General features: G+C 73.2%; 34 protein-coding genes. 13 read left to right on the top strand and 21 right to left on the bottom strand.

Annotated elements, in window-relative coordinates:
- Window positions 1–31 precede the first annotated feature (31 nt).
- The gene (locus SGLAU_RS15575; RefSeq protein WP_043502035.1) at window positions 32–664 is read left to right on the top strand and encodes a hypothetical protein; all 633 of its coding nucleotides are present in this window, start codon (window positions 32–34) and stop codon (window positions 662–664) included.
- A 125-nt stretch (window positions 665–789) separates the two neighbouring features.
- Window positions 790–1,122 (top strand): DUF2516 family protein, encoded by a 333-nt coding sequence (locus tag SGLAU_RS15580; RefSeq protein WP_173883167.1) that lies wholly within the window; start codon window positions 790–792, stop codon window positions 1,120–1,122.
- Window positions 1,123–1,212: 90 nt separating this feature from the next.
- Here the strand turns inward: SGLAU_RS15580 and SGLAU_RS15585 are convergent, their stop codons facing one another.
- Window positions 1,213–3,255 (bottom strand): HelD family protein, encoded by a 2,043-nt coding sequence (locus SGLAU_RS15585; protein ID WP_043502037.1) that lies wholly within the window; start codon window positions 3,253–3,255, stop codon window positions 1,213–1,215.
- Between the two features lie 48 nt (window positions 3,256–3,303).
- Window positions 3,304–3,918, bottom strand: a complete 615-nt coding sequence (locus tag SGLAU_RS15590; protein WP_043502039.1) for a TetR family transcriptional regulator — start codon at window positions 3,916–3,918, stop codon at window positions 3,304–3,306.
- Between the two features lie 109 nt (window positions 3,919–4,027).
- On the opposite strand from SGLAU_RS15590, the gene SGLAU_RS15595 reads away from it, so the two are divergent.
- Window positions 4,028–4,996: a zinc-binding dehydrogenase gene (locus tag SGLAU_RS15595; RefSeq protein ID WP_043502040.1), complete on the top strand. Its 969-nt coding sequence runs from the start codon at window positions 4,028–4,030 to the stop codon at window positions 4,994–4,996.
- A gap of 205 nt (window positions 4,997–5,201) precedes the next feature.
- Here the strand turns inward: SGLAU_RS15595 and SGLAU_RS15600 are convergent, their stop codons facing one another.
- Together SGLAU_RS15600 and SGLAU_RS15605 are read right to left on the bottom strand one after the other, a co-directional pair.
- A complete protein-coding gene (locus SGLAU_RS15600) occupies window positions 5,202–6,455 on the bottom strand; it encodes a GNAT family N-acetyltransferase (RefSeq protein ID WP_043502042.1) in 1,254 nt (417 codons plus the stop codon).
- 91 nt (window positions 6,456–6,546) lie between these two features.
- Window positions 6,547–7,158, bottom strand: a complete 612-nt coding sequence (locus SGLAU_RS15605; protein ID WP_043502044.1) for a hypothetical protein — start codon at window positions 7,156–7,158, stop codon at window positions 6,547–6,549.
- A gap of 136 nt (window positions 7,159–7,294) precedes the next feature.
- On the opposite strand from SGLAU_RS15605, the gene dtd reads away from it, so the two are divergent.
- A complete protein-coding gene (gene dtd / locus SGLAU_RS15610) occupies window positions 7,295–7,720 on the top strand; it encodes a D-aminoacyl-tRNA deacylase (protein WP_043502046.1) in 426 nt (141 codons plus the stop codon).
- Window positions 7,721–7,731: 11 nt separating this feature from the next.
- Here dtd and SGLAU_RS15615 read toward each other — a convergent pair whose 3' ends face one another.
- Genes SGLAU_RS15615 through SGLAU_RS15625 form a run of 3 tightly spaced genes read right to left on the bottom strand, consistent with a single transcriptional unit; the run spans window position 7,732 to window position 9,737 of the window.
- Window positions 7,732–8,697, bottom strand: coding sequence for a YgfZ/GcvT domain-containing protein (locus SGLAU_RS15615; RefSeq protein ID WP_043502047.1), 966 nt, complete (start codon window positions 8,695–8,697; stop codon window positions 7,732–7,734).
- Window positions 8,698–8,707: 10 nt separating this feature from the next.
- The gene (locus SGLAU_RS15620) at window positions 8,708–9,145 is read right to left on the bottom strand and encodes a Fur family transcriptional regulator (RefSeq protein WP_043502048.1); all 438 of its coding nucleotides are present in this window, start codon (window positions 9,143–9,145) and stop codon (window positions 8,708–8,710) included.
- Between the two features lie 16 nt (window positions 9,146–9,161).
- Complete coding sequence (locus tag SGLAU_RS15625; RefSeq protein ID WP_043502050.1) at window positions 9,162–9,737, bottom strand: FABP family protein; 576 nt, start codon at window positions 9,735–9,737, stop codon at window positions 9,162–9,164.
- Between the two features lie 206 nt (window positions 9,738–9,943).
- Between SGLAU_RS15625 and SGLAU_RS15635 the strand changes: the two genes are divergently transcribed.
- Complete coding sequence (locus SGLAU_RS15635; RefSeq protein WP_043502053.1) at window positions 9,944–10,306, top strand: DsrE family protein; 363 nt, start codon at window positions 9,944–9,946, stop codon at window positions 10,304–10,306.
- Here SGLAU_RS15635 and SGLAU_RS15640 read toward each other — a convergent pair.
- The 9 genes from SGLAU_RS15640 to SGLAU_RS15675 form a co-directional block, all read right to left on the bottom strand.
- Window positions 10,300–10,668, bottom strand: coding sequence for a VOC family protein (locus SGLAU_RS15640; protein WP_043502054.1), 369 nt, complete (start codon window positions 10,666–10,668; stop codon window positions 10,300–10,302). The two genes, SGLAU_RS15635 and SGLAU_RS15640, sit on opposite strands and share 7 nt — an antisense overlap.
- A 30-nt stretch (window positions 10,669–10,698) precedes the next feature.
- Window positions 10,699–10,959, bottom strand: a complete 261-nt coding sequence (locus SGLAU_RS15645) for a DUF3099 domain-containing protein (protein ID WP_043502056.1) — start codon at window positions 10,957–10,959, stop codon at window positions 10,699–10,701.
- Between the two features lie 95 nt (window positions 10,960–11,054).
- A complete protein-coding gene (locus SGLAU_RS15650) occupies window positions 11,055–11,345 on the bottom strand; it encodes a DUF1416 domain-containing protein (protein WP_043502058.1) in 291 nt (96 codons plus the stop codon).
- A 58-nt stretch (window positions 11,346–11,403) separates the two neighbouring features.
- Window positions 11,404–12,243, bottom strand: coding sequence for a sulfurtransferase (locus SGLAU_RS15655; protein ID WP_043502059.1), 840 nt, complete (start codon window positions 12,241–12,243; stop codon window positions 11,404–11,406).
- 133 nt (window positions 12,244–12,376) lie between these two features.
- Window positions 12,377–12,457 (bottom strand): putative leader peptide, encoded by an 81-nt coding sequence (locus SGLAU_RS36945; protein WP_350203226.1) that lies wholly within the window; start codon window positions 12,455–12,457, stop codon window positions 12,377–12,379.
- A 207-nt stretch (window positions 12,458–12,664) separates the two neighbouring features.
- On the bottom strand, window positions 12,665–13,396 hold the full coding sequence (locus SGLAU_RS15660) for a DUF2993 domain-containing protein (RefSeq protein ID WP_043502061.1): 732 nt from the start codon (window positions 13,394–13,396) through the stop codon (window positions 12,665–12,667).
- Between the two features lie 105 nt (window positions 13,397–13,501).
- The gene (locus SGLAU_RS15665; protein ID WP_043502062.1) at window positions 13,502–14,665 is read right to left on the bottom strand and encodes a hypothetical protein; all 1,164 of its coding nucleotides are present in this window, start codon (window positions 14,663–14,665) and stop codon (window positions 13,502–13,504) included.
- An 8-nt stretch (window positions 14,666–14,673) separates the two neighbouring features.
- On the bottom strand, window positions 14,674–14,928 hold the full coding sequence (locus SGLAU_RS15670) for a MoaD/ThiS family protein (protein WP_043506656.1): 255 nt from the start codon (window positions 14,926–14,928) through the stop codon (window positions 14,674–14,676).
- 51 nt (window positions 14,929–14,979) lie between these two features.
- Complete coding sequence (locus SGLAU_RS15675; protein WP_052413770.1) at window positions 14,980–15,849, bottom strand: alpha/beta hydrolase; 870 nt, start codon at window positions 15,847–15,849, stop codon at window positions 14,980–14,982.
- Between the two features lie 313 nt (window positions 15,850–16,162).
- Here SGLAU_RS15675 and SGLAU_RS15680 point away from each other — a divergent pair, with 313 nt between their 5' ends.
- Window positions 16,163–16,945 carry a winged-helix domain-containing protein gene (locus tag SGLAU_RS15680; protein ID WP_043502066.1) on the top strand — a complete coding sequence of 261 codons (783 nt, stop codon included), beginning with the start codon at window positions 16,163–16,165 and terminating at the stop codon, window positions 16,943–16,945.
- A gap of 108 nt (window positions 16,946–17,053) precedes the next feature.
- On the top strand, window positions 17,054–18,076 hold the full coding sequence (locus SGLAU_RS15685; protein ID WP_078957733.1) for a LacI family DNA-binding transcriptional regulator: 1,023 nt from the start codon (window positions 17,054–17,056) through the stop codon (window positions 18,074–18,076).
- A 57-nt stretch (window positions 18,077–18,133) separates the two neighbouring features.
- On the opposite strand, the gene SGLAU_RS33645 is transcribed toward SGLAU_RS15685, so the two are convergent.
- Window positions 18,134–18,289, bottom strand: coding sequence for a hypothetical protein (locus SGLAU_RS33645; RefSeq protein WP_412556230.1), 156 nt, complete (start codon window positions 18,287–18,289; stop codon window positions 18,134–18,136).
- A gap of 136 nt (window positions 18,290–18,425) precedes the next feature.
- Between SGLAU_RS33645 and SGLAU_RS15690 the strand changes: the two genes are divergently transcribed.
- From SGLAU_RS15690 to SGLAU_RS15700, 3 genes are all read left to right on the top strand, one after another.
- Entirely contained in the window at window positions 18,426–19,397 is a 972-nt protein-coding gene (locus tag SGLAU_RS15690) for a S1C family serine protease (RefSeq protein ID WP_043502069.1), read from the top strand.
- 62 nt (window positions 19,398–19,459) lie between these two features.
- Window positions 19,460–20,197: a response regulator transcription factor gene (locus SGLAU_RS15695; RefSeq protein ID WP_043502071.1), complete on the top strand. Its 738-nt coding sequence runs from the start codon at window positions 19,460–19,462 to the stop codon at window positions 20,195–20,197.
- Between the two features lie 56 nt (window positions 20,198–20,253).
- Window positions 20,254–21,693: a sensor histidine kinase gene (locus SGLAU_RS15700; protein ID WP_043502072.1), complete on the top strand. Its 1,440-nt coding sequence runs from the start codon at window positions 20,254–20,256 to the stop codon at window positions 21,691–21,693.
- A 10-nt stretch (window positions 21,694–21,703) separates the two neighbouring features.
- On the opposite strand, the gene SGLAU_RS15705 is transcribed toward SGLAU_RS15700, so the two are convergent.
- Genes SGLAU_RS15705 through SGLAU_RS15715 form a run of 3 tightly spaced genes read right to left on the bottom strand, consistent with a single transcriptional unit; the run spans window position 21,704 to window position 22,934 of the window.
- Window positions 21,704–21,901: a DUF397 domain-containing protein gene (locus SGLAU_RS15705; protein ID WP_043506657.1), complete on the bottom strand. Its 198-nt coding sequence runs from the start codon at window positions 21,899–21,901 to the stop codon at window positions 21,704–21,706.
- Between the two features lie 14 nt (window positions 21,902–21,915).
- Entirely contained in the window at window positions 21,916–22,113 is a 198-nt protein-coding gene (locus tag SGLAU_RS15710) for a DUF397 domain-containing protein (RefSeq protein ID WP_043502073.1), read from the bottom strand.
- A complete protein-coding gene (locus SGLAU_RS15715; protein ID WP_043502076.1) occupies window positions 22,110–22,934 on the bottom strand; it encodes a helix-turn-helix domain-containing protein in 825 nt (274 codons plus the stop codon). The genes SGLAU_RS15710 and SGLAU_RS15715 overlap by 4 nt, the downstream gene beginning before the upstream one ends.
- Window positions 22,935–23,070: 136 nt before the next feature.
- On the opposite strand from SGLAU_RS15715, the gene SGLAU_RS15720 reads away from it, so the two are divergent.
- The gene (locus SGLAU_RS15720) at window positions 23,071–23,301 is read left to right on the top strand and encodes a hypothetical protein (RefSeq protein WP_043502077.1); all 231 of its coding nucleotides are present in this window, start codon (window positions 23,071–23,073) and stop codon (window positions 23,299–23,301) included.
- Window positions 23,298–23,579, top strand: a complete 282-nt coding sequence (locus SGLAU_RS15725) for a hypothetical protein (RefSeq protein WP_043502079.1) — start codon at window positions 23,298–23,300, stop codon at window positions 23,577–23,579. Before SGLAU_RS15720 ends, SGLAU_RS15725 begins: the two co-directional genes overlap by 4 nt.
- Here the strand turns inward: SGLAU_RS15725 and SGLAU_RS32920 are convergent.
- A complete protein-coding gene (locus SGLAU_RS32920) occupies window positions 23,536–23,910 on the bottom strand; it encodes a DUF6281 family protein (RefSeq protein WP_052413771.1) in 375 nt (124 codons plus the stop codon). The two genes, SGLAU_RS15725 and SGLAU_RS32920, sit on opposite strands and share 44 nt — an antisense overlap.
- A gap of 124 nt (window positions 23,911–24,034) precedes the next feature.
- Here SGLAU_RS32920 and SGLAU_RS15735 point away from each other — a divergent pair, with 124 nt between their 5' ends.
- Complete coding sequence (locus tag SGLAU_RS15735; protein ID WP_043502080.1) at window positions 24,035–26,080, top strand: pectinesterase family protein; 2,046 nt, start codon at window positions 24,035–24,037, stop codon at window positions 26,078–26,080.
- Window positions 26,081–26,092 lie beyond the last annotated feature (12 nt).

Consider the following 26,092-nt stretch of genomic DNA (forward strand, 5'->3'; position numbering starts at 1 on the left):
CGATCGACATCGATCCGGGAGGACCCTCACCATGGCCATCACCGACGACCTGCGCAAGACCCTCAGCGACCCGACCCCGCTCTACTTCGCCGCCGGTACCGCCGACCTGGCCCTCCAGCAGGCCCGGAAGGTCCCCGGCCTGGTCGAGCAGCTGCGCGCGGAGGCTCCGGCCCGCATCGAGGCGGTCCGCAACACCGACCCGAAGGCCGTCCAGGAGAAGGCCGCCGCCCGGGTCAAGGAGACGCAGGAGACCCTCCAGTCCAAGGTCACCGGGCTGTTCGGGGCGCTCGACGCCGATGTGCGGAAGATCGACCTGAAGAAGATCGGTGAGACCGCCCAGGACTTCGCCCTGCGCGGTGTCGGCGTCGCCGCCGAGTACGCCATCAAGGCCCGGGAGACCTACGAGAAGGTCGCCGAGCACGGTGAGCACGCCGTGCGGACCTGGCGCGGCGAGGCCGCCGAGACCATCGAGGACCTGGCCGTGGCGGTCGAGCCGGAGCCCGCGCCGAAGCCGGAGCCTGAGCCGGAACCGGAGTCCGCGACGAAGCCGGAGCCGGTCTCGGTCGAGGACGAGCCGGCCGAGGCGCCGGCGGCGGAGAAGCCGGCGAGGAAGGCCCCGGCCCGCAAGCCGGCCGCCAAGAAGCCGACGCCGTCCGCCCAGTGACGGCCGCACGGAGAACGGCCGGGCACTCGGGGGGTGCCCGGGCCGTTGTCCGGGTAGCCGGAAGCCTGTTGCGGGTACGGTGACCGCGTGATGACGAGCCGAGTCGGGTGGTGGACGTTGTGCTGATGCAGGGTTTCGCTGGGTTCCTGTGGCTGCTGAACCTGGCCCTGATCCTTTTCAGCGGCTTCGCGCTGATCGACGCCGCCACGCGCCGCGAGGACGCCTATCGCGCGGCGGACAAGCAGACGAAGCCGTTCTGGCTGATCATCCTGGGTCTGGCCTTCGTGGTCAGCCTGATCTTCGGCATCCTGTCGTTCCTGCCGATCCTCGGCCTGATCGCGACGATCGTGTACATGGTCGACGTCCGCCCGGCACTGCGCGGCCTGCCCGGCGGTGGCCGCCCCCGGCGCGGCTCCAGCAGCGACGGTCCGTACGGGCCGTACAACGGCGGCCGCTGACGCCGTCCCACCGCGGCCGCCGGCTCCGGCCCACGGAGGCGGGCCGCCGCGGGGCGGGAACGCCCGGCGGACGCCTCCCGGGGGCGTCCGCTAGAACGGCAAGGGCCTCGTGTGCACCACCGTCAGTGCCGACACCGCCCGGGTCAGCACCACGTACAGCCGGTGCAGGCCCCGTTGCTCCGCCTCCGCGATCGCGGCCGGCTCGACGGCCACGACGTGGTCGTACTCCAGGCCCTTGACCTGGCTCGCGGGCAGCACCGCGACCCGGGCGTGCGCGGCCGGCGCGTCCGTCGTGCGGAGGCCGGCGGCGGCCAGGGTGCGGCGCAGCCGGGGCACGTCCGCGTCGGCCGCGACGACCCCGACGGACCCCTCGCCGGCGAGGGCGTCCCGGACCGCCGTCACGACCGCGGCGGGCACGTCGTCCGTCTCGCGCACCACCAGCTCGCCGTCCCGGCGCAGCGAGCGGGGCTCGGGAACGGCGACGTCGAGGCGCCGCAGGACCCGGTTGGCGAGCCCGAGGACGGCCGCGGGGACGCGGAAGCCGGTGGTCAGCGGGATGACGGCGGCGTCCGGCTTGCCGAGGTGGCGCAGGAGCGCGGACCAGTCCCGGGCGGCCCACGCCGTCGTGCCCTGGGCCAGGTCGCCGAGCACGGTCAGGGAGCCGTGGACCGAGCGGCGGGCGATGGCACGGCACTCCATCGGGGAGAGGTCCTGCGCCTCGTCGACGACGACATGGCCGTACCCCGCGGGGTGTTCGATCAGCCCGGCGACCTCGTCGAGGAGCACCAGGTCGGCGGCCGACCAGCGGGCGGACTTCCAGGAGCGCGGCGGGCGCGGCCACAGCAGGGCCTCGCGCTCGCCGGCGTCCAGCAGCCCGGCGGCGGCCCGTTCGAGGGCGGCCGGGTCGGCGAGCAGCCCGGCGACGACCTCCTCGGGCCGCACCCGCGGCCACACGGCGTCCAGCCACGCGACGAGCGGGCGGGCGCGCTCGATCCGCCGCACCCAGGCGCTGGTGCGGGGCCCGCCCCGGCGCTCGGCCTGCGCGCGCAGCGCGGCCACCACGCGCGCGCGGACCCGCTCCCGCCCGACCGCGTACGGCGTCCGCTCGTCCCGTACGCCGGCCACGATCGCCCGCAGATCCTCCGCGGCGACGCGCCAGCGGTAGGAGCCGTCCGGCACGGCGAGGGCGCCGGCGCCGGCGTCGGGGCGCACGCGCGCGTACAGCGCCCGGCGCAGCACCTCGGCCGTCCGGGCGTCGTGCTTGACGACGGCGGTCCGCTCGTCGTCGGTGCCGGTGACCGGGTGCCGGGCGATCTCGTCCCGGACCGTGGACTGCCGTACGCCGGTCTCGCCGAGCGCGGGCAGCACCTCGGCGATGTAGTCGAGGAAGGCGCGGCTGGGCCCGAGGATCAGCAGTCCGCCGCGCCGGATGCGCTGCGGATGGGTGTAGAGCAGATAGGCGGCGCGGTGCAGGCCGACGGCGGTCTTGCCGGTGCCGGGGGCGCCCTGGACGCACACCGAGGCGGTGAGGGCGGCGCGCACGAGGTCGTCCTGCTCGGGCTGGATGGTGGCCGCGATGTCCCGCATCGGGCCGACTCGGGGACGCTCGATCTCCCGGGTGACGATCTCGCTCGGCCGGCTCTCGCCGCGGGCCAGGTGCTCGTCCTCCAGGCCGGTGAGGTCGGCGCTCGCGCCGCGGCTGCCGGGGGCCCAGCCGAAGCGGCGGCGGACCGCGACGCCCCGCGGGTCCCGGGGGCCCGCCTGGTAGAAGGCGCGGGCGACGGGGGCGCGCCAGTCGACGACGAGCGGCGGGGCGGTGGGGTGCTCGGTGACCCGCAGCCGGCCGATGTGCAGCGGGCCGTGCGGGCCGCCGTGGGCCTCCGGTGCGGCCGGGTCGAAGTCGAGCCGGCCGAAGAACAGCGGGCCTTCGGGCAGTTCGCGCAGTTCCTTGGCCTGGCTGCGCAGCCGGCGGCCGAGGACTTCGGCGTCGGCGCCGGAGGCGGAGACGTCCGCACCGGCGTGTACCTGTTCCCGGGCGCCCTCGACCATGGCGGCGAGGGCGGAGCGGCAGCGGTCGTGGTGGGCGCGTTCGAGGCGGAGGGCGCGCTGGAGCGCGGGGTCGGGTGACGTCATTCCATCGAGCGTAACGGAAAACGTGACCGGGTAACGTTTTTTACTCAGTCACCTCCCGGCGTACCGGGGCAGCCCCGCGGCCAGCAGGCCGAAGGCGCGCTCGGCCGCCGCCACCGCCTCCGGCCGTACGTCCGCCGCGCGCTCCCCCGCCGCGATCCGCCGCCAGTTCTCCTGCGCCAGGATCCGCTGCACCGCGACGATCTGCCCCGCCGCCAGCCGGGCCTCCAGATCACCGCCCAGCGCGCCGGCGAGCGCCGCCTCCGAACGCTCCAGGTGCCCGTGCAGCCGGGCGACCAGGGCCGGAGTGCCGTAGAGCAGGGTGTGGAAGGCCAGCACCCCGGGATCGTCGCTGAGCCCGGTGACGGGGTCGTACCGCTCCAGGCCCGCCAGGAACGCCCGGCGCAGCGCGGTCAGCGGGGCGGCGTCCGAGGCCGCGACCACCCGGGCCGCCTCGCCCTCGTGGTCCGCGATCCGGTGCAGGACCAGATCCTCCTTGGCCGGGAAGTACCGGAACAGCGTCGGCTTGGAGATCTCCGCCGCGGCCGCCACCTCGGCGACGGACACCGCGTCGAAGCCCTTCTCCAGGAACAGTCCGATCGCGAGGTCCGACACCACCTGGTACATCCGCTGCCGCTTGCGCTCCCGCAGCCCGATCTCAGCCATGGCACGAGCCTACGGTCGTCCCGCCCCCGCTCCTTGACCTCGACTGCGCTCGAGGTCGAAGACTGCCGGGGAACGGTGATCCGACAGGTCGACGTCGAAGGGGTGAGCCATGCTCACGGCGCAGGTGAAGGAGTTCGGCGGTCCCGAGGTACTGGTGCCGGTGACGGTGCCCGACCCCGAGCCCGGGCCCGGCGAGGTGCTGATCGAGGTGTCCCACGCCGACACCATCTTCCTGGAGACCCAGCTCCGGGCGGGCTGGGGCGGCGAGTACTTCACGGTCACCCCGCCGTACGTGCCCGGCGGCGGGGTCGCCGGGACCGTGCGGGCGATCGGCGCGGGGACCGGGGCGCGGTGGCTGGGGCGCCGGGTCGCCGCCTTCGTCGACGGCAGCTACGCCGAACGCGCACTCGCTCCGGCCGACGCCCTCACCCCCGTACCCGAGGGCCTGGACCTGCCCGCGGCGGCGGCCCTCGTCCACGACGGGGTGACCGCGATGGGCCTGCTGGAGCGCATCGCCCTCACGGCCGGCGACCGGGTGCTGATCCTCGGCGCGTCCGGCGGCATGGGCACCCTGCTCGTCCAGCTGGCCCACGCCCGCGGGGCCCGGGTGGTCGCGGCGGCCCGGGGGGATCGGAAGCGGGCGCTGGTACGGCGGCTGGGCGCCGACGAGACGGTGGACGTCACCACTGCCGACTGGCCGGAGCAGGCCCGGGCCGCGCTCGGCGGCGCCGCCGACGTCGTCCTCGACGGAGTGGGCGGCCCGCTCGGCGCCGCCGCCCTCCCGCTCACCGCTCCCGGCGGGCGCTTCTCCGCCCACGGCGCCCCCACCGGCGCCTTCGCCGACCTGGACCGTGCGGACGCGACCCGGCGCGGCGTCACCCTGTACGGCATCGCCGACGCGCAGTACACGGCCGACGAGGTTGTGCGGCTGCGCACCGCCGCCTTCGCCGCGGCGGCCGCCGGACGGCTCACCCCGGTGATCGGGCAGCGCGTGCCGCTGGCGGAGGCCGCCCGGGCCCACCGGCTGATCGAGGGCCGGGAGGTGGTGGGGAAGGTGGTGCTGGAGGCCGCGCGGTGACGGCGGTGCCGCGGCCGGGACCACGGCGGGCGGCCGGCCGGGCCTGCCGCCGCAGGGGAGCCGGGGCAGGTGACGGCGGTGCCGCGGCCGGGACCACGGCGGGCGGCCGGCCGGGCCTGCCGCCGCAGGGGAGCCGGGGCCCGGCCGGCCGGCACCGGCGCACCGGCGCGCCGATGCCTGCCGGGCCGGCGGGCCGGCGGGAGGCTCAGAACGAGTCGGGGCACCAGGGACGCCGGGAGGGGCGCAGCAGGGCGTCGGCCAGCCGGGCGGCGCCCGCCCGTTCCTCCCGCACCCGCCCCGCGGCCGCCAGCCGCACCGCCGACTCGTCCCCCAGCCACAGCGCCCCGAGGCCGGACACGTCCAGCGTGAGATCGGCCTCCCGCGAGGTCGGCGCGCAGACCCCGCGGCCGTCCGCGCCCACCTCCAGCAGATACCGCCCGCCCGTGAACCCGGCCGGGTCGACGACCTCGAGGACCAGTTCCCCGGCCCCCTGGTAGCCGCGCGCCTCCAGCGCGCGGGCGACGTCCAGGATCCGCACCCACATCCAGTCGGCCCGGGTGGTGATCCGGGCGGCGCGCGGGTCCGGCAGGAACAGCGGCAGCAGATCGTCCGGGGACCGCCGGCCCGTCTCGACCCGGACCACCCAGTCGATCGCGCACAGATAGCGCCACAGCGCCCGCTCGGCGCGCGGTTCCGCCGCGATCAGCCACTGCACGGTGGCGGTGTTCTCCGGCTGCTTGGCGTCGCCCCACTTGTCGTCCACGGTGTACGCGACCATGCCCTCGACCTCGCCGGCCGGCGAGCGGTACACCGCGTAGAACGGGTCCTTCCACCCCGGGAGGACGCGCAGCTCCCCCGTGTTGATCCGCCACCACCGGGCGTCGCGGTTCACCGTGCCGTGCTGGGTACGCCGTATCCGCTCGTGCAGCTCCGGGCCCAGCTCCCGCACCTCGGCGCCGCCCGCCAGGTCGATCCGCCCGCCGTCCTCGGGTCCCGCCCGGCGCGGGTCGAGCCCGGCGCGCGGCACGTCGACGGTCCACTCGGCGGCCGTGGTCGCGGGACCGAAGCCGTACCGGCCGTAGATGGGGTACTCGGCGGCGATCAGCGTCGCCACCACGTCTCCGCGCTCCTTCGCCGCCGCCAGGTCCCGGGCCATCATCCGGCTGAGCAGCCCGCGCCGGCGGTGCGTCGGGGACACGGTCACGTTGGTGACGGCGTTCGCGGCCACCGCGGCGCCGCCGACCGCCGTCAGCTCCTGCGGGAAGGACCGCAGCGTCGCCACGCACCGGCCGTCGTCGAAGGCGCCGACGGTGCGGTCCGTCAGGACACCCGAGGCGCGGGCGGCGATCTCCTCCTCGGTGATCGTCTCGCTGCGCAGGAAGCCGACGGCCACGGCCCGCAGCCAGTCCGGTATCTCGTCCTCGGTGATCGGGCGTACGTCGAGATCGCGATCGTTCATGGCGTCACGTTAGGGGCCGCGCCCCGGCCCGTCGCATGGATTTACGGCCCGCCCGCCCCGGGCCCCCCGAGGGACCGGCCGCCCGGTCGCCTCACAGCAGCAGGTCGTCGACCTGCGCCTCTCCGTCCCGGTACCGCCGGGCGATCTCCGCGCTGCACTCGTCGGCGGTGCGCTGCAGCCGCTGGCGGCGCCCGGACACCTGCTGCTCGCAGCGGACGAGCCGCCCGATGCCGTCGGCCAGCTCCGTGTCCGTGCGGGCGTCCAGCGCGGACAGTTCGACCCCGCCCAGCATCTCGGCGGCCAGCCGCCGGTACTCCTCGTTCTGCGGCGTCCCCAGCGTGACGTGCCGGGCCGAGGAGCGCTGCCGCGCCGGGGCGTCGGTCAGGATCTCGGGCAGCCGCTCCACCACGGACGCCACCGCCACGGCCAGCACGGGCGCCGGTCCGCGCCGCGCGAGCTCCGCGCGCAGGATGTCGATCCGGCCCTGGAGCAGCCGCCGTACGTAACTGAGGTCCGCCTCGTCGCGCTGGGCGTCCCGGCGCAGCGCCCGCAGCTCCGGCAGGCTCAGCGCGGCCAGGTCGGGCTCGGGCGGATCGGGCAGCAGTGGCGCGTGGCCGACGCCGTCCGGGCCGCCGGGACTGCCGGTGCGCTGCGCGGGCGGCCGCAGTGTCCCCACTTCCTCACCCGTGCTCGGTGTGCTCATGTGCCTCTACCGTCCCCTCGACCGGTGTGTGGGAAGCATCGTGCCACCCCCAGTGGCCGCTATGTGACCGAGTGCCCCCGAACGGCCCCAGATGGACGGGTTAGGGATCGAAAAGCGGCCACGGCATGATGGCCCTATGCGAGCTGTGGTGCAGAGGGTGGACGGCGCGAGCGTCGTGGTGGACGGCCGGACCGTGGGGGAGATCGTCGGCGAGGGCCTGTGCGTGCTGGTGGGGGTGACCCACGAGGACACCGAGGAGAAGGCGGCCCAGCTCGCCCGCAAGCTGTGGACCCTGCGGATGCTCCAGGACGAGAAGTCGTGCAGCGACATCGACGCCCCGCTGCTGGTGATCAGTCAGTTCACCCTCTACGGCGACGCCCGCAAGGGCCGCCGCCCCACCTGGAACGCCGCCGCGCCCGGCGCCGTGGCCGAGCCGCTGGTCGACGAGGTGGTCGCCCGGCTGCGGGAGCTGGGCGCGACGGTGGAGACGGGCCGGTTCGGCGCACAGATGCGGGTGTCGCTGACGAACGACGGCCCGTTCACCGTCCTGCTGGAGATCTGAGCCCGCGGCCCCTACGGCTCCACGACGACTTCCTGCGCCGCCGCCGTGTCCCCGGCGACCAGCCGGGCGTCCACGGGCACGTTCCGCTTCACCAGGGCGAGGGCGACCGGGCCCAGCTCGTGGTGGCGTACGGACGTGGTGACGAAGCCGATCTTCCGCCCGTCGGGGCCCTCGTCGGCGAGCCGGATCCCGGTGCCGGCCGGGGGCAGGTGCACCTCGCTGCCGTCCAGGTGCAGGAAGACCAGCCGGCGCGGCGGCTTGCCCAGGTTCTGCACCCGGGCCACGGTCTCCTGTCCCCGGTAGCAGCCCTTCTGCAGGTGCACGGCCGAGCCGATCCAGCCCAGCTCGTGCGGGATGGTCCGGTGGTCGGTCTCGAAGCCCAGGCGCGGCCGGTGGTGCTCGACGCGCAGCGCCTCGTACGCCAGCAGCCCGGCCGCGGGCCCGGTCCGCGCCGCGTACTCCTCCAGGCGTTCGCGCGGCAGGAAGAGGTCACGGCCGTACGCCGTCTGCCGCACGACGACCCCGTCCGGGGCCTCGGCGATGGAACCGGCGGGCAGGTGGACGACGGCGAAGTCCGCGGTGCGGTCGGCGACCTCCACCCGGTAGAAGAACTTCATCGACTCCAGGTACTGGACCAGCGCGTCCTGGGTGCCGGGCTCGATGTGCGCCCAGACCGTCTCGCCGTCGTCGACGAGGTACAGGGCGTGTTCGATGTGGCCGTGCGCGGAGAGGATCAGCGCCTCGGTGGCCTCGCCCGCGGGGAGTTCGCTGACGTGCTGGGTGAGCAGCAGATGCAGCCAGCTCAGCCGGTCCTCGCCGGTGACGGTGACGACCCCGCGGTGCGACAGGTCGACGAAACCGGTGCCGGCGGCGAGGGCGCGCTGCTCGCGGAACAGGTCGCCGTAGTGGGCGGCGACGCCTTCGTCCACGCCCTCGGCGGGGACCGCGCCGGGCAGGGACAGCAGGGGGCTCTTCATGGATCCAAGCCTACGACTCGGTACTTGAACCCTTGTGGGAGCAGTCCTCGCACCGGCCGAAGATCGCGAAGTGCTTCATGTCCGTGTCGAAACCGAACTGCTCGCGCAGCTTCGCGGTGAACTCGGCGGCCACGTCCACATCCGCCTCGATGACCCCGGAGCAGTCCCGGCACACCAGGTGGATGTGGTGGTGCCGGTCGGCGAGGTGGTACGTCGGCGCCCCGTGCCCGAGGTGGGCGTGGCTGACCAGCCCCAGCTCCTCCAGCAGTTCCAGGGTGCGGTAGACCGTGGAAATGTTGACCCCCGACGCCGTCTTCCTCACCTCGCTGAGGATGTCGTCGGGGGTCGCGTGCTCCAGGGTGTCCACGGCTTCGAGCACGAGTTGCCGCTGCGGGGTCAGCCGGTAGCCGCGCTGCCGCAGGTCGCTCTTCCAGTCGGTGCTCACCACACTGGAAGTCTAAGAGCTACTTGAAGAAGGCGATGCCGTCATCCGGCATGTCGTCGGGCAGGGCCTTCGCCCAGCGCTCGACGTCCTCCGGGGTGACGACCTTCTTCAGGTGCGCCGACATGTAGGGGCGCAGCTCGACCTCGGGGGTCTGCTTCTCGCCGACCCACATCAGGTCGCTCTTGACGTAGCCGTACAGGCGCTTGCCGCCGGTGTACGGCCGGGACGCGGCGGTACGCGCGACGGCGTCCGTGACCAGGTCGATCTGCGGCTTCTGGTGGGCCATCTCGCCGTACCAGATCTCGATGACACCGTCGTCGCGGGTCATCGTGACCTCGACCTTGCGGTCCGCGTCGATCCGCCAGAAGCCGTGCTCCGACTCCAGCGGGCGCACCTTGTTGCCGTCCTTGTCCAGCACCCAGGTCTGGGAGTGGTACTCCAGGAAGTCCCGGCCGTCGTGGGTGAAGCTGACCTCCTGCCCGAAGTTGCACTTCTCCGAGCCGGGGAAGTCGTGCACGCCCGCACCCGCCCAGTTGCCGAGCAGGAAGGCGAGGGGGACCAGGTCCTTGTGGAGGTCGGACGGGATCTCGATCATGAGCAGAGGTTCCTCGGGGTGGTCAGCGCTGGCCCTGGTACAGCTTCTTCACGGTCAGACCGGCGAAGGCGAGAACGCCGACGGCGACCAGGACCAGCAGGATTTCGAAGAAGAGCTCCACGGCGTGCTCCTTGTTGGGCGAGGGTGAGCGGTACACAAGGCCGTGCCCAGCTTACGCGGGTGCCTCGCGCACTACGATTCCGGCTATGGCGAAGAAGCTCGTGATCAAGGTGACGGCGGGGGCCGATGCCCCCGAGCGGTGCTCGCAGGCGTTCACGGTGGCGGCGGTGGCCGTGGCCAGCGGGGTGGACGTCTCCGTCTGGCTGACCGGCGAGTCCGCCTGGTTCGCGCTGCCCGGCCGGGCGGCCGAGTTCGAGCTGCCGCACGCGGCGCCGCTGCCCGACCTGATCGACTCGGTCCTCGCCGCGGGCCGGCTGACCCTGTGCACCCAGTGCGCGGCCCGGCGGGACATCACGGAGCAGGACGTCATCGAGGGCGTGCGGATCGCGGGCGCGCAGGTCTTCGTGCAGGAGGCGCTGGCGGAGGACGCCCAGGCGCTCGTCTACTGACGGTCCACGTAGAGGCAGAAGGGGTGGCCGGCCGGGTCGAGCAGGACCCGTACGTGTGCCTGCGGCTGGTACGCGGCCGGCCGGGCGCCCTCGGCGACGGCGCGCGCGGTCTCGCGTTCCAGGTCGTCGACCTCGATGTCCAGGTGGATCATCATCTGCTGCCGGTCCGGCCCGCTCGGCCAGACGGGCGGCGCGTAGTGGGGCTCGGTCTGGAAGGACAGTCCGGTGCCGCCGTCCGGCGGGCGGATGTGCACCCAGTCCGGGCCGTCCTCGCACACCCGCCAGCCGGGCAGCAGACGCAGGTAGAAGTCCGCCAGCTCACGCGCGCCCGGTGCGTCCAGGGTCGCCGCCACGAGTCTCATGGCGGGTGGGTACCCCGCGGGGCGGCGCCGTCACCCCGGCGGTTTCCTGCCGTCCAGCTCGTCCCACCACTCGTCGGACCGGGGGTCGCCCGACGGGTCGTCCCACCAGCGGTCGTCGGGGCCGCGCCGGTTGGCGGTCATCGCGGCGACGGGCGGGATGACCATCGCGACCACGCACATGGCGACGGCCGCCTCGGTCGACCACAGGCGCACGACGGCCCACGCCAGGACGAAGAGCACCAGGCAGGTGCCCATCAGGGCGAAGTACACATGACGCCGCCGCGCGTACATGTGTCCAGCGTAGGCGCGGTGGCGGGCACGGAGAAGGGCCGCACCCCAGGCGTCCAACCCGGGGGGTGCGGCCCTTCCGCCGTACGGGGTCCTCGTCAGACCGCGATCGCGACCTCGGCGAGGGCGCCCTTCTCGGCGACGACGACCGTGCGGTCGGCGGTGCCGCCGGGGACGAGGGCGCGGACGGTCCAGGTGCCCTCGGCCGCGTAGAAGCGGAACTGGCCCGTGGCGGAGGTGGGGACCTCCGCGGTGAACTCGCCGGTCGAGTCCAGCAGCCGGACGTAGCCGGTCACCGGCTCGCCGTCGCGGGTCACCTGGCCCTGGATGGTGGTCTCACCGGGCTTGATCGTCGAGGCGTCGGGGCCGCCGGCCTTCGCTCCACACATGTCTTTCTCCAAGAGGGGTCTGACCGGAAGGCCGGTCGGATCGGTTGCTTGCCGAGGGTTACTTCGCGGCGCCGAGCTCGATCGGCACGCCGACGAGGGAGCCGTACTCGGTCCAGGAGCCGTCGTAGTTCTTGACGTTCTCCACGCCGAGCAGCTCGTGCAGGACGAACCAGGTCAGCGCGGAGCGCTCGCCGATGCGGCAGTAGGCGATGGTGTCCTTGGAGAGGTCGATGCTCTCCTCTTCGTAGAGCTTCCTCAGCTCGTCGTCCGACTTGAACGTGCCGTCGTCGTTGGCGTTCTTCGACCACGGGATGTTGCGGGCGGTCGGGACGTGGCCGGGGCGCTGCGACTGCTCCTGCGGCAGGTGGGCCGGGGCGAGCAGCTTGCCGGAGAACTCGTCGGGCGAGCGGACGTCGACCAGGTTCTGGCTGCCGATGGCGTTGACGACGTCGTCGCGGAAGGCGCGGATCGCGGTGTTCTGCGGCTTGGCCTTGTACTCGGTCGCCGGGCGCTCGGGGACCTCCTCGACCAGCTCGCGGGCGTCCAGCTCCCACTTCTTGCGGCCGCCGTCGAGCAGCTTGACGTTGTCGTGGCCGTAGAGCTTGAAGTACCAGTAGGCGTACGACGCGAACCAGTTGTTGTTGCCGCCGTAGAGGACCACCAGGGTGTCGTTGGCGATGCCCTTGGCGGAGAGGAGCTTCTCGAAGCCCTCCTGGTCGATGAAGTCGCGGCGGACCGGGTCCTGGAGGTCCTGCGTCCAGTCGATCTTGATCGCGTTGCGGATGTGGTTCTTGTCGTACGCGGACGTGTCCTCGTCGACCTCCACGATCGCGATGTCGGGGTTGTCGAGGTTGTCCTGCAGCCAGTCGGCGTCGACCAGGACGTCGCTGCGGCTCATGCTCTTTCTCCTCCGGGGCAGTTACGGCGGGGCGTGCGAGTGAGAGGCGTGCGCGTGAGGTGCCGCGGGGCGGCGCGGCGCACGGAATGCCCTGGGCAGGGCGGGGGGTGAAGGCGGGAGGCGGTGCTGCCGCTCAGACGGTGCGACAGAGCATGGCGGCAACGCGGCACAGGTCCACTGCCCGCCGCTTGGTGAGATCCGCCTGTCGCTTCATGGCGTCGATCGTAGGGACGGACGGGCGGGCGTGTCACCGGCGTGTCGCATCGTGAGACGGGAGCGTCCGCATTCCGGGAACACAGCAGGGCCCGGGCCGCCGTCGCACGGCTCCCGGGCCCTCTTTTTCCCTGCTGTCTCCGCGCGTCGGACCGGACGTCTCGCCAGTCGGACACACCGTGTCCACCGGACGCCGTCCGCCGCGTTCCTACCCGGCCAGCCGGACGTCCGAACCCTTCACCGAGATCTCCACGCCGTCCGCCGCCGCCTCGACCTTGTCCAGCCGGACGCCGCCCGGCAGGTCGTCGATGGCCTGCTGGAAGTCCGTGATCTGCCGCACCGACTCCTCCGCCAGGTCGAGCCCCGCCAGCTGCGGCAGCGAGTCGGTGCGCACCTCGACCTTCTCGCCCTCGACCCTGACCGTGCTCAGCACGGACAGGCGCTGGGTGCCGAGGACCGGGACGTCCGCCTCGACGCCGACCTTGATCTTTCCGTTGCCGCCGTCGCCGAGGCTCACCACGCGGGCGGTGATTCCGGGCGCCACCTCGGTCGGCTCGGACTTGGCGGCCTTCAGCAGCTCGTCGTAGGAGATGGTCGCCGTGCCGGTGGCGGAGGCGGCCGTCGCGGAGCTGTAGTCCCCGGAGAACCGGACACCCCGCATCCGCGCCCGCAGGTCGTCGATGCGGATCTTCTCCCCGTCGCCCGCCGCGGCCTCGTAGTCGTGGATCCCGACCTCGACCTCGTCCAGTTCGCCGCCCGCGAGCTGGGTCAGGAACGGGAAGCCGTTGATCGACACGTCCGGGGTGGCGGACAGGTTCTCGCTCGCCTTCAGCCGGTCGGCGACCTCGCCCTCGGCGAAGTGCACGGCGATGCGGTCCACGGCCACGAAGAGTCCGCCGAGAATCACGACGACGATCAGGAGTATTCGCAGCGCACGCATCTTTCCCCACTTCGGCCTTCGGCAACGACCGCCAACGTAACCCCGCCGGGTGGTCCGGCCGCGGGTTTGTGGATCGTTTGTGACAGGCGCCGCGCGCCCGTCCGCTCAGCCCAGCGCCCTGCCCAGCACCCACGCCACCGGCGCCGCGGCGCTCAGCGGCAGCGCGACGCCCGCGGTGAAGTGGACGAAGCGGGAGGGGTAGTCGTAGCTCGCGACCCGGTGGCCGATCAGGGCGCACACCGCGGCCGCCGCGCCGAGCAGCGCGCCCTCGCGCCCCACCCCGGTCATGCCGCCCACCGCGATGCCCGCGCCCGCGGCGGCGAGCAGCGCGACGACCACGGACACCGGGGCCGGCAGCGGCAGCGCGCGGGCGAGGACGGCGACCGCGACCGCCGCCGCGGCGATGGTCACCGCGTCGGGCTCGGCCGCCAGATAGCCGGCCGCCACGACCGCCAGGGCCGCCGAGACGACCGTGGCCATCAGGCCGTACAGCCGTTCGTCCGGGTCGGCGTGCGAACGGAGCTGGAGGACCAGCGACAGCAGCACCCAGACGCCGAGCGCCCCGAGGATCGCCGCCGGGCCGTTGTCGCGGCCCGCCACCAGCAGCGCCGCGTCCGCGGTGAGCGCCCCCAGGAAGGCCAGCGCGATGCCCTGCCGGGCCGGCCACATGCCGTTCAGCCGGAACCAGCCGGCGGCGGTGACCGCCTGGAGGACGACCAGCGGCACCAGCAGCGCGTACGAGCCGGCCGCCGCCGCGCCGGAGAGCAGCAGACCGAGCAGCGCGGTGAGCGCGGCGGGCTGCGGGCCCGGCTCGATGATCGGGGAGCGGCCCTCGGCGCGGGCCCGCTGGGCCGCGGTGAGCACCGGCTGCGGCTCAGGGGCGGGCTCCGGCGCCGCGACGGACGCCGGGGGCTCGTGGGCCTGCTGCGGGGCGTAGGGCGGGGACTGCGGCGCGTGTTCCGCCGTCGCCTGCTGAAGCCGGGGGTCCCAGGTCCGCCCCTCCCCCTGCTGGGGGTACGGGGCGGCGGCGTACGGGTCCTGGTACGCGGTCTGGTGCCCGTACGGGTCGGGCTGCTGGTACTGCTGGTACTGCCCAGGCTGGGGCTGCCGGTACTCGCCGGGCTGCTGGGGCTGCGGGTAGCCCTGGGGCTCCTGATACTGCTGGTACTGCTCGTACTGCTGGTACTCCTGGTAGTGCCGGGGGCCCTGTCCCTCGTACCCCTGGTACGGCTCTCCCGCGTACCCGTCGTACGGCTGCTGGTCGTTCATCGGTCTGGTCACCCTCCTGCGAACGGCGGGAGCACCTCGACCGTGCCGCCGTCGGCCAGCCTTACCGTGTCATGCCCGCGGGTCCCGACGGGGTCCCCGTCGACGAGGAACGAGCAGCGGCGCAGCACGCGCGCGAGTTCGCCGGGGTGCCGCTCCCGCACCGCGGCGAGGGCGTCGGCGAGCGTGGCCGCCTCGTACCGCTCGTCGGCGACCCCGGCCGCGGCCTTCGCGGCGGCCCAGTAGCGCACCGTGACCTTTGCCATCTCGTCCCTCACGTCAGTCCACTCGTGACACGGCCAGGCTAGGCCCTGCCGTCAAATCCCCGCCGCGCCGGCGGCCCAGTCCCCGATCCGGGCGAGCAGGGCCTCGCCGGCCGCGTGTTCGGCGTGGCCCATGCCGGGTTCGATCCAGAGTTCGCCGTGCTCGCCGGCCGCCGCGGCCAGCGCGTACGGGTGGTCCAGCGGGAAGTAGCCGTCGCGGTCGCCGTGCACGACGAGCAGCGGGGTGGGGGCGATCCGCGGCACCGCCTCCACCGGGGAGAGCGGGACCGGGTCCCAGTCGCGGTGGTGGATGCGGGTGCGGAAGCCGTAGCGGCCGACCAGGCGGCCCGCGGGGCGGGTCACCAGCCAGTGCAGCCGGCGCATGGGGGCGGTGCCCCGGTAGTACCAGCGGGCCGGCGCGCTGACCGAGACCACCGCGGCCGGCTCCTGCTCCCGGTGCAGCGCCGCGTGCCGCAGCACCACGGAGCCGCCCATGGAGAACCCGACGGTCACCACGCGCGCGTGCCCGAAGCCGCGCGCCCAGTCCACCGCGGCGGCGAGGTCCAGCACCTCGCGGTCGCCGACGGTGGACCGGCCGCCGGAGGCGCCGTGGCCGCGGAAGGAGAAGGTGACGACGGCGCCGTGGCGCGCGAGGGCGCGCGCGATCCGGCGCACGTGCGGGCGGCCGACGTCGCCGGTGAAGCCGTGCGCCACCACGAACACGAGGTGACCGGCGGCGGGCCGGGAGGTGCCGGGGGCGCCGACGGCCGCCGGTTCGTACACGGCTTCGATCGGCACACCGTCGGCCGTGTGCAGGAACGTCCGCTTTCGGGCCGGTCCGCTCGCCCGGCTCGTCTCGGAGTGTGGACGAACGGTCGATGGTGGGGTGGATCGGGCCACATGACCTGCCGGACCTGAGCTCATGTGGGCTATTCTGCTGGGCAGAGGACTCGGGCAACGCAGCCCCCGGGTCCTTTTGTGCTTTCGGAAGCGTTGTATACGAAGCGGGAGACCGCGGGTGTACGGGCCGTTCGATCGCATGAGTGGCAACACAGCGGCCCCGGCCGCCGCGGTTTCCCAGGGCGCGGGAGCCGCACCGTACGAAGCAGGGCCGCAAACTCCCCCACGGCGAAAGCGTGGGCGGTACCCCCATCGCAGGGACCGAGGAGGAACCAGACGTTATGGGCGAGCGAACCGTGCACGAACGTATGACGACGACCCGGGCAGGTGGGGCGCGATGAGCTCTCTGCTGCTCCTCACCAACGCCCTCCAGCCGTCGACGGAGGTGCTGCCCGCTCTCGGCCTGCTGCTGCACAACGTGCGGGTGGCCCCGGCGGAGGGGCCGGCCCTCGTCGACACCCCGGGTGCCGACGTCATCCTGATCGACGGCCGCCGCGACCTCCCGCAGGTCCGCAGCCTGTGCCAGCTGCTGCGCTCGACCGGGCCCGGCTGTCCGCTGGTCCTCGTCGTGACCGAGGGCGGCCTCGCCGCCGTCACCGCCGACTGGGGCATCGACGACGTCCTCCTCGACACGGCCGGACCGGCCGAGGTGGAGGCGCGGCTGCGGCTCGCCATGGGCCGCCAGCAGATCGTGGCCGACGACTCGCCGATGGAGATCCGCAACGGCGACCTGTCGGTGGACGAGGCGACGTACTCCGCCAAGCTCAAGGGCCGGGTCCTCGACCTGACCTTCAAGGAGTTCGAGCTGCTGAAGTACCTCGCCCAGCACCCGGGCCGGGTCTTCACCCGCGCCCAGCTGCTCCAGGAGGTCTGGGGCTACGACTACTTCGGCGGCACCCGGACGGTCGACGTGCACGTACGGCGGCTGCGGGCCAAGCTCGGCCCGGAGCACGAGTCGCTGATCGGCACCGTCCGCAACGTCGGCTACCGGTTCGTCACCCCCGAGAAGGTGGAGCGCGCCGCGGAAGAGGCCAAGGCGAAGGCCGAGCGCGCGAGAGACAACACGAACAAGACGGACAAGGCGGACAGCCTGTCCGCTTCCGTCGCCACCGACGCCTGATCCGCGGACCGGCCCGCATATCGGACACCGCGGGCCGTACCCCGCACGGGTGTGGCCAAGGCGCAAGACGCCCTGCCCAGAGCGGGTCTCTCCGCGTAGACTCCGCGCGTGGCCAAGGTGACTCGGGACGATGTGGCGCGGCTGGCGGGAACTTCCACCGCCGTCGTCAGCTACGTCATCAACAACGGACCCCGGCCGGTCGCCCCGGCCACGCGCGAGCGCGTCCTCGCCGCGATCAAGGAACTGGGGTACCGGCCCGACCGGGTCGCCCAGGCCATGGCCTCCCGCCGCACCGACCTCATAGGCCTGATCATCCCCGACGCCCGCCAGCCCTTCTTCGGGGAGATGGCGCACGCCGTCGAACAGGCCGCCTCCGAGCGCGGCAAGATGGTCCTCGTCGGCAACACCGACTACGTCGGCGAGCGCGAGGTCCACTACCTGCGGGCCTTCCTCGGCATGCGGGTCTCCGGCCTGATCCTCGTCTCGCACGCGCTGAACGACCTCGCCGCCGCCGAGATCGAGGCCTGGGACGCGCGGATCGTGCTGCTGCACGAGCGCCCCGAGTCCATCGACGACGTCGCCGTCGTCACCGACGACCTGGGCGGCGCCCAGCTCGCCGTACGCCACCTCCTGGAGCACGGCTACGAGTACGTCGCCTGCATGGGCGGCACCGCCGAGACCCCCGCCGTCGGCGACCCCGTCTCCGACCACGTCGAGGGCTGGCGCCGCGCCATGGACGAGGCCGGCATCCCCACCGAGGGCCGGCTCTTCGAGGCGCCGTACAACCGCTACGACGCCTACCGGGTGGGCCTGGAGGTGCTGTCCGGGCCGGACCGGCCCCCGGCGATCTTCTGCTCCACCGACGACCAGGCCATCGGCCTGCTGCGCGCCGCCCGCGAGCTGCGCATCGACGTCCCCGGTGAACTGGCGGTGGCCGGCTTCGACGACATCAAGGAAGCGGCCCTCGCCGACCCGCCCCTGACCACGGTCGCCTCGGACCGCTCGGCGATGGCGCGGGCCGCGGTGGACCTCGTCCTGGACGACGGGGTGCGGGTGACCGGCTCCCGGCGGGAGCGGCTGAAGGTGTTCCCGTCCCGGCTGGTGACACGGCGGTCCTGCGGCTGCGAGTGACCCCTCACGGGATCCTCGCGGCGTCCCTCTCGCGGCGCCCCCCTTCCCCGGCGCGGGTCACCACCGGGTGACGAGCGGCGTGCCCGGTCGGTGCCGCCGCCAGGCTTCGTCGAGGCGGCCCAGCCGGGCGGGGGCGGCGATACCGCGCACGGTGGCGATCCGCCCGTCGGCGAGGTCGAACGTGACGGTGCCGACGACCCGGTCCCCGAGCACGGCGACGAGGGCCGGAGCGCCGTTGACGCGCGCGTGGTGGAAGGCGGGCGGCTCCGGCCCTTATATCGGGCATACGAGGTTCTGCCGGGCTTCTCAGGCGGCACTCAGGTGGCTCTCATGGTCGGGCGCGAAGCTCATGGACATGACCGAGAGCAACGTGAACCCCGAGTGGCCGCCCCCGCCGGCGTACCCGCCGCAGCAGCCCACCGCGCTCCTCAGGGAGCCCGTGTCCCGGCGGCGCACCAGGAAGAGCGGGCCCGTGGCCCTGCTCACCGCCGTCGCGATCACGGCCGCCGCGGTCGGCGGCGGCACGGCGTACGGCATCCAGGAGCTGACCGGCGGCACCTCCTCCGTCGCGGCCGGCGCCACCGGCGCCGACGCGGTCCCGGTCAGCCAGAAGGGCACGGTCGCCGGCGTCGCCAAGGCGGTCAGCCCGAGCATCGTCGAGATCAGCGCCACCTCCGGCGCCGGGTCGTCCACCGGCTCCGGCGTGATCATCACCGGCGACGGCGAGATCGTCACCAACAACCACGTCGTCTCCGGCGCCTCGCGGATCACCGTGCGGACCAGCGACGGCGAGGAGTACACCGCCCGGATCGTCGGCACCGACAGCGGCAAGGACCTCGCCCTCATCCAGGTGGAGAACGCCTCCGGGCTGAAGGCCGCCACCCTCGGCGACTCCTCCCGGGTGCGGGTCGGCGACCAGGTCGTCGCCATCGGCTCCCCCGAGGGCCTGACCGGCACGGTGACCAGCGGCATCGTCTCCGCCCTCGACCGTGACGTCACCGTCCCCACCGAGGAGGGGCAGCAACAGCAGCAGCCCGGCGGCGGCTGGCCGTTCGAGTTCGGCGGCCGCGAGTTCAACGGTGACACCGGATCGTCCACCACGACGTACAAGGCCATCCAGACCGACGCGTCCCTCAACCCCGGCAACTCCGGCGGCGCGCTGATCGACATGAACGGCGCCGTCATCGGCATTAACTCGGCGATGTACTCCGCGAGCGGTTCCTCCTCCTCCGACGCCGGCAGCGTCGGCCTCGGCTTCGCCATCCCGGTCGACACCGTCAAGGCCGACCTGGCGAAACTGCGGGCCGGAGCCACCGGCTGAGCGGACATGCGAGGCTGAGAACGACAGCCCCCGCCCGCCGCACCCCACCCGAGGAACGAGCCATGAGCCCCGCCGAAGGCGACCGTGCCCCCCAGCGCATCCTGATCGTCGACGACGAGCCCGCGGTACGCGAAGCGCTCCAGCGCAGCCTGGCCTTCGAGGGATACGACACCGAGGTCGCCGTCGACGGCGCGGACGCCCTGGACAAGGCGACCGCGTACCGGCCCGACCTCGTCGTCCTCGACATCCAGATGCCGCGCATGGACGGGCTGACCGCGGCGCGGCGGATCCGGGGCGCCGGGGACACCACGCCGATCCTCATGCTCACCGCCCGCGACACGGTCGGCGACCGGGTGACGGGGCTGGACGCCGGGGCGGACGACTATCTGGTCAAGCCGTTCGAACTCGACGAGCTCTTCGCCCGTATCCGGGCCCTGCTGCGGCGCAGCTCCTACGCGGCGGCGGTCGCGGGCGCCACGGCCGGCGACGGCGACGTGCTGGCCTTCGCCGACCTGCGCATGGACCTCGCGACCCGCGAGGTCACCCGCGGCGGACGGGCGGTGGAGCTGACCCGGACCGAGTTCACCCTGCTGGAGATGTTCATGGCGCACCCGCGCCAGGTCCTCACCCGCGAGCAGATCCTCAAGGCGGTCTGGGGCTTCGACTTCGAACCGTCGTCGAACTCCCTGGACGTGTACGTCATGTACCTGCGCCGCAAGACGGAGGCCGGGGGCGAGCCGCGGCTCGTGCACACCGTGCGCGGCGTCGGGTACGTCCTGCGCCAGGGCGGCGGCGAGTGAACGGGGCGGACAGCGAGTGATCAGGACGGGCAGCGAGTGAACGAGGCAGGCACGCGGTGAACAAGGCAGTACGCCGCCTGCGCGGCCTGCCGATCCGGTCCCGGCTGGCGCTGCTGGTCGCGGCGGCGGTGGCGTTCGCGGTCGCGGCGGTCTCGGTGACCTGCTGGTTCCTCGTGCGCGAGCGGCTGTACGGCCAGCTCGACGAGCAGCTGCGCAGCGAACAGGTCTCCACCGGGCTGCTCCAGCTGATGCTGGACAACTGCCGGCAGGCCGAGCCCCGGCAACTCCCGCTGCCCCCCACCTCCCCCATCGTCACGATCCTCTACTCCGACGGCACCACCTGCGCCAACCCCGGCATCGAGGGCGTCCCCGTGCAGGACGCCGACCTGGCCGTCGCCGACGGCGAGGCGGAGACGGCCCTGCACTCCGGCAGGACCACCGACGGCACGGCCGTCCGCGTCTACACCCGCCCCGTCGTCGACCGCGGCACCGGCGCGGTCCAGCCGGGGATCGCCGTCTCCGTGGCCAAGCCGCTCGGGGACGTCACGAAACCGCTGTCCTCGCTGGCCTGGGTGCTGCTCGCGGTCTCCGGCATCGGAGTGGTGGGCGCGGGCGCCGCGGGCCTCGCCGTGGCGCGGGCCGGTCTGCGCCCGGTCGACCGGCTGACGGAGGCCGTGGAACACGTGGCCCGCACGGAGGACCTGGCCATCCGCATCCCCGTCGAGGACGCGGACGACGACGAGATCGCCCGGCTCTCCCGCTCCTTCAACTCGATGACGTCCGCGCTGGCCAGCTCCCGCGACCTCCAGCAGCAGCTGATCGCGGACGCCGGCCACGAACTGCGCACCCCGCTCACCTCGCTGCGCACCAACATCGAACTCCTCACCCGCAGCGAGGAGACCGGCCGCCCGATCCCGGAGGCCGACCGCAAGGCGCTGCTCGCCTCGGTCAAGGCGCAGATGACGGAGCTGGCGGCGCTGATCGGCGACCTCCAGGAACTGTCCCGCCCGGACACCGGCCAGCACGGCGGCGGCACCCCGGTGGTCCCGTTCCACGAGGCGGTGGAGTCGGCCCTGCGCCGGGCCCGGCTGCGCGGCCCGGAGCTGACGATCACGGCGGACGTGCGGCCGTGGTACGTGCGGGCGGAGCCCCCCGCGCTGGAGCGGGCGGTGGTCAACGTCCTCGACAACGCGGTGAAGTTCAGTCCCGGGGGCGGCCGGATCGACGTACGCCTCGCCGGCGGCGTCCTCACCGTCCGCGACCACGGCCCCGGCATCCCCGCCGACGAACTCCCGCACGTCTTCGACCGCTTCTGGCGCAGCCCGAGCGCGCGGGCCCTGCCGGGTTCCGGCCTCGGCCTGTCGATCGTGGCCCGCACGGTCCAGCAGGCGGGCGGCGAGGTCGCCCTGACCCCGGCGGAGGACGGCGGCACGCTGGTGACGATCCGCCTGCCGGGAGCACCGACGCCGCCCCCGGAGGACCTGCCGTCCGTCTGAGGAAGTCCCCTCAGCCCTTGACGCCCGCCAGGAACGCCGCCCACGGCTCCTCACCGAACACGAGCACCGGGCCGGCCGAAAGCTTGCTGTCGCGGACGGGGATCATGCCGGGGCAGTTGTCGGCGACCTCGACGCAGTCGTTGGCTCCCCCTTCGCTGAAGGACGACTTGCGCCACGCGGCGGCGCTGAGGTCAGGGGCTGGGCTCACGGTCTGCCTCTCCTTCACCCTTTGACGCCCGCCAGGAACGCCGCCCACGACTCCTCACCGAACACGAGCACCGGGCCGGCCGAGAGCTTGCTGTCGCGGACGGGGATCATGCCGGGGCAGTTGTCGGCGACCTCGACGCAGTTGTTGGCTCCCCCGTCGCTGTAGGACGACTTGCGCCACACTGCGGTGGTGAGATCGGGAGTGTTCGTCATGATCGTTGCTCCTCCAGTACGCCCCTGATGAACGCGAGCGAGTCCGACGGGGACAACGCCAGGTCGCGGAGCCGATCGTAGGACGATCGCTCTCGGAGAACCTCGTCTGCATCCTCGATCAGCCGGCCGCTGCTGTTGCCTTCCGTGTAGGCAACAGCGCTTCCGTCCTTCTGCCAGAGCAGCGTCAGCGATCCGTTCATATGGTGGTGCGCTCCCGAAGTGAACGGCAGTACCTGAAGCGCCACATTGGGCCAGAGTGCGGCGGCCTCGAGGTGCAGCAGCTGGGCCTCCCAGGTCTTGCCCCGGGCAGCGGGGCGTCGCAGCGCGAACTCGTCCACGATCACACGTACTTCAGGTTCCGGCTTCTGCCTCAGCAGGTACTGGCGGCCGAGCCGTGCGGCCACCTGCTCCTCGACGGCCTCGTCACCGTCCGCCGTTGTCTGGGCGCCAGACAACACCTCCCGAGCGAAGTCCTCGGTCTGCAGAAGCCCTGGGACTCCGAGCGAGAACACCCACATGATCCGCGCCGTCGCCTCCAAGGCCATGTACTCCTTGTACTGGTCCTTGAACGCATCCAGCCGAGCCGCCTTCCAGTGGCTCAACAGCAGGTCTCCGGTGCCGTAGTAGCCGTCCAGGTCCTCCATGACCGTCACCTTGGACAGCCGCTCACCCGACTCCAGGCGGCTCAGATAGCTCTTCTCGTACCCGGTCTCGTCGGCCAGCTGCCCCAGTGACTTCCCCGCCTTCTCCCGCAGGACCCGGAGCGTCTGCCCGAGCATCGCCCGCCCGGAAACCGGCTGAGCGTCAACCCTCTCGCCCACGTCACCCCTCCCCGTTGCCTGGGCGCCAGGCAACACCGAACCTCTTCCGCAGCGTACGCGCCATCAGTGACCATCGGGACACGAACGGTGATCGCCGCTCGTCAACGACCCCGTCAGGCCCCGGAAGGGCACCTCCATGCCACTGCGCCTCCGCCTGCGCCTCGCCGCGCTGTGCGAGACCGTCCTGCTCGCCCTCGTACGGCTCCTGCTGCCCGCCGGGGGACGCCACCGCTCCACGGCGTCCCCGCCGGCACCGGCCCCGGAGCACTCCCCGCCCCGCGCCACGGAGCCCGTCTGGCTCGACACCCCGCTCGTACGCCCCTACCTGCTCGCCCCCGAAGGACTCGCCGTGGAGGTGTCCGCATGAGGCTGCTCCCCTGGACGGGCGCCGACGGCAAGCCCTGCTACCTCAGCAGCGACGACCCGCACAGCCCGCTCTCACGGCTCGCGGACGACATCGAGGCCGCCCAGCTCCGCTCCGCGGAGCAGGTACTCGCGGGTGCCGGAGCCGTCCTCGCCGACGCCGGGGCCGGTGAGCGGGCCGTGCGGTTCGCGCTCACCCGGGCCGTCGAGTCGCTGGAGGAGGTGCTCCGGGTCGCGGTCAGCCGAGGTGCCCGGGCCGGGGCGACGCCTCGTCCGGACTGACTGCCACGAAGACCGCGTCCCGCGGGGACGTGCCCACCGCGATGGCCTCCGCGGGGTCCCAGCCCACCACCCGGTAGGCCCGGACGGAGGTGGGGGGGCTGCCCGGCTCCCCGTCGCCCGGGGTGTCGTCGCAGGGCGGCAGGACCGCGGTGCCGATGCGTTCGGCCGCCTCGAAGCCGACGCCCGACCGGTCCAGGTACGTCCGCCCCTCGTACCGCACCAGGTAGGCGCAGGAGGCCGCCGCGTCGCCCCCGCCCTCCCCCGCCGCGCATCCGGTCAGCGCGAGCAGCAGCACCGTCAGTCCTCGTACGGCCTTCATCCGGGCCTTCATGCGGGCCCCCTCTCGTCACCCACTCCGACGCCGGGCCCCCCGGGTTCGTTCGGACGCGCGGCAACCCTTCCGCCGCCCGCGGCGACTACCCGTCGACCATCCCCTCGCACGGAACGGAACCCGCATGAGTGAGACGACCCGTGGAAAGCCCCGGCACCGCAGGCGCAGCACGACGGCGCTCGCCGTCGGTGTCCCCCTCGCCCTGACCGCCGCGGGTGTGCTCCTCGTCGGCGCGGACGCGCAGCGCGAGGCGGCCGCGGCCGAGGCGCCGGCGTGGGCGACGGCCACCGCCGACGGCTTCGCCTCCGTGAACTCCTTGGGGCAGAACGGCACGTACGGCGGGCGGGGCGGACCGGTCGTCACCGTGAGGACGCTCGCGGACCTGGAGAAGTACGCGACCGCCGAGGGGCCGTACGTCATCGTCGTCGCGGGGACGATCACCATGTCCCCGGCCGGCAAGGAGATCAAGGTCCGGTCCGACAAGACCATCGTCGGCTCCGGCACCTCGGGGCACATCGTCGGCGGCGGCTTCTTCCTCGGCTCCGGCGTCCACAACGTGATCATCCGCAACCTGACGATCCGGGACGCGTACCAGGGCGTCTGGAACGACAAGGAGCACGACTACGACGCGATCCAGCTGGACGGCGCCCACCACGTCTGGATCGACCACAACGACCTGCGGCACATGGCGGACGGGCTCATCGACGTCCGCAAGGACAGCACGAACGTCACGGTGTCGTGGAACAGGCTGAGCGACAACAACAAGACCTTCGGCATCGGCTGGACCGAGAACGTCAGGACCGACATCACGATCCACCACAACTGGATCCGCGAGACCGAGCAGCGCAACCCGTCCACGGACAACGCCGCCCACGCGCACCTCTACAACAACTTCCTGGAGGACACCCCGGGCACCGCCATCACCTCCTCCTACGGCAACTACTCGCGCGGGAAGACGAAGATGGTCCTGGAGAACTCCTACTTCCAGGGCGTCAACAACCCCGTCATCAAGGACGCCACGGCGTCGGTCGTCCAGCGCGGCAACGTCTTCCCCGGCACCAGCGGACGCAACGAGAGCGGCGGCACGGCCTTCGACCCGAAGGCGTACTACGACTACACCCTCGACAAGGCGGCCGACGTCCCCGCGCTGCTCAAGTCGGCCGCGGGCCCGCGCGGTTCCATCGGGACCACGCCGGCCGCCATCACCGCCGCCGCGACCACCCTCACCGTCGCCAAGGACGGCTCCGGCCAGTACTCCACCGTCCAGGCGGCCGTGAACGCCGTGCCCGCGAACAACCCCGCACGGGTGGTCATCGCGGTCAGGCCGGGCACCTACCGCGAGACGGTGAAGGTCCCCTCGAACAAGCCGCACGTCACCATCCAGGGCACGGGCGCCGGCCGCAGGGACACGGTGATCGTGTACAACAACGCGTCCGGCACACCCAAGCCGGGCGGCGGCACCTACGGCACCGGGGGCAGCGCCACCGTCGCCGTCGAGGCGGACGACTTCCAGGCCCGCAACCTGACCGTCGCCAACGACTTCGACGAGAAGGCCAACCAGCACCTCTCCGGCCACCAGGCCGTCGCCCTGCGCACCGCCGCCGACAAGGTGTTCCTCGACGGCGTCATCGTGGAGGGCGACCAGGACACGCTGCTCCTCGACACCGCCGCCAAGGACAGGCTGGGCCGGGTCTACATGACCAACTCCTACGTCACCGGCAACGTCGACTTCGTCTTCGGCCGCGCCACCGCCGTGATCGACCGGTCCGTCATCACCCTGAAGAAGCGCTGGGACGGCACCTCCGCCGGTTACGTCACCGCCCCGAGCACCGCCGCGAACCGCAAGGGCATCCTGATCGCCAACTCGGCGATCACCGGTGACGTGTCCGACCGTTCCTTCTACCTCGGCCGGCCCTGGCACGCGGGCGGCGACGCCACCCTCGACCCGCAGACCACGGTCCGCAACACCACCCTGAGCGCCGCGATCCGCACCGCCCCGTGGACCGACATGAGCGGCTTCTCCTGGAAGGACGACCGCTTCGCGGAGTACCGGAACACGGGCCCGGGCGCGGGCGCGGCGAGCTCCAGCCGCCCCCACCTGACCGACTCCCAGGCGGCGGACCAGGAGGTCGCGGACTGGCTCGGCGGCTGGACGCCCACCGCCTCCTGAGCGGGCGCGGCA

It is taken from the genome of Streptomyces glaucescens (genome assembly GCF_000761215.1).
In the GTDB taxonomy this organism is placed as follows: domain Bacteria; phylum Actinomycetota; class Actinomycetes; order Streptomycetales; family Streptomycetaceae; genus Streptomyces; species Streptomyces glaucescens_B.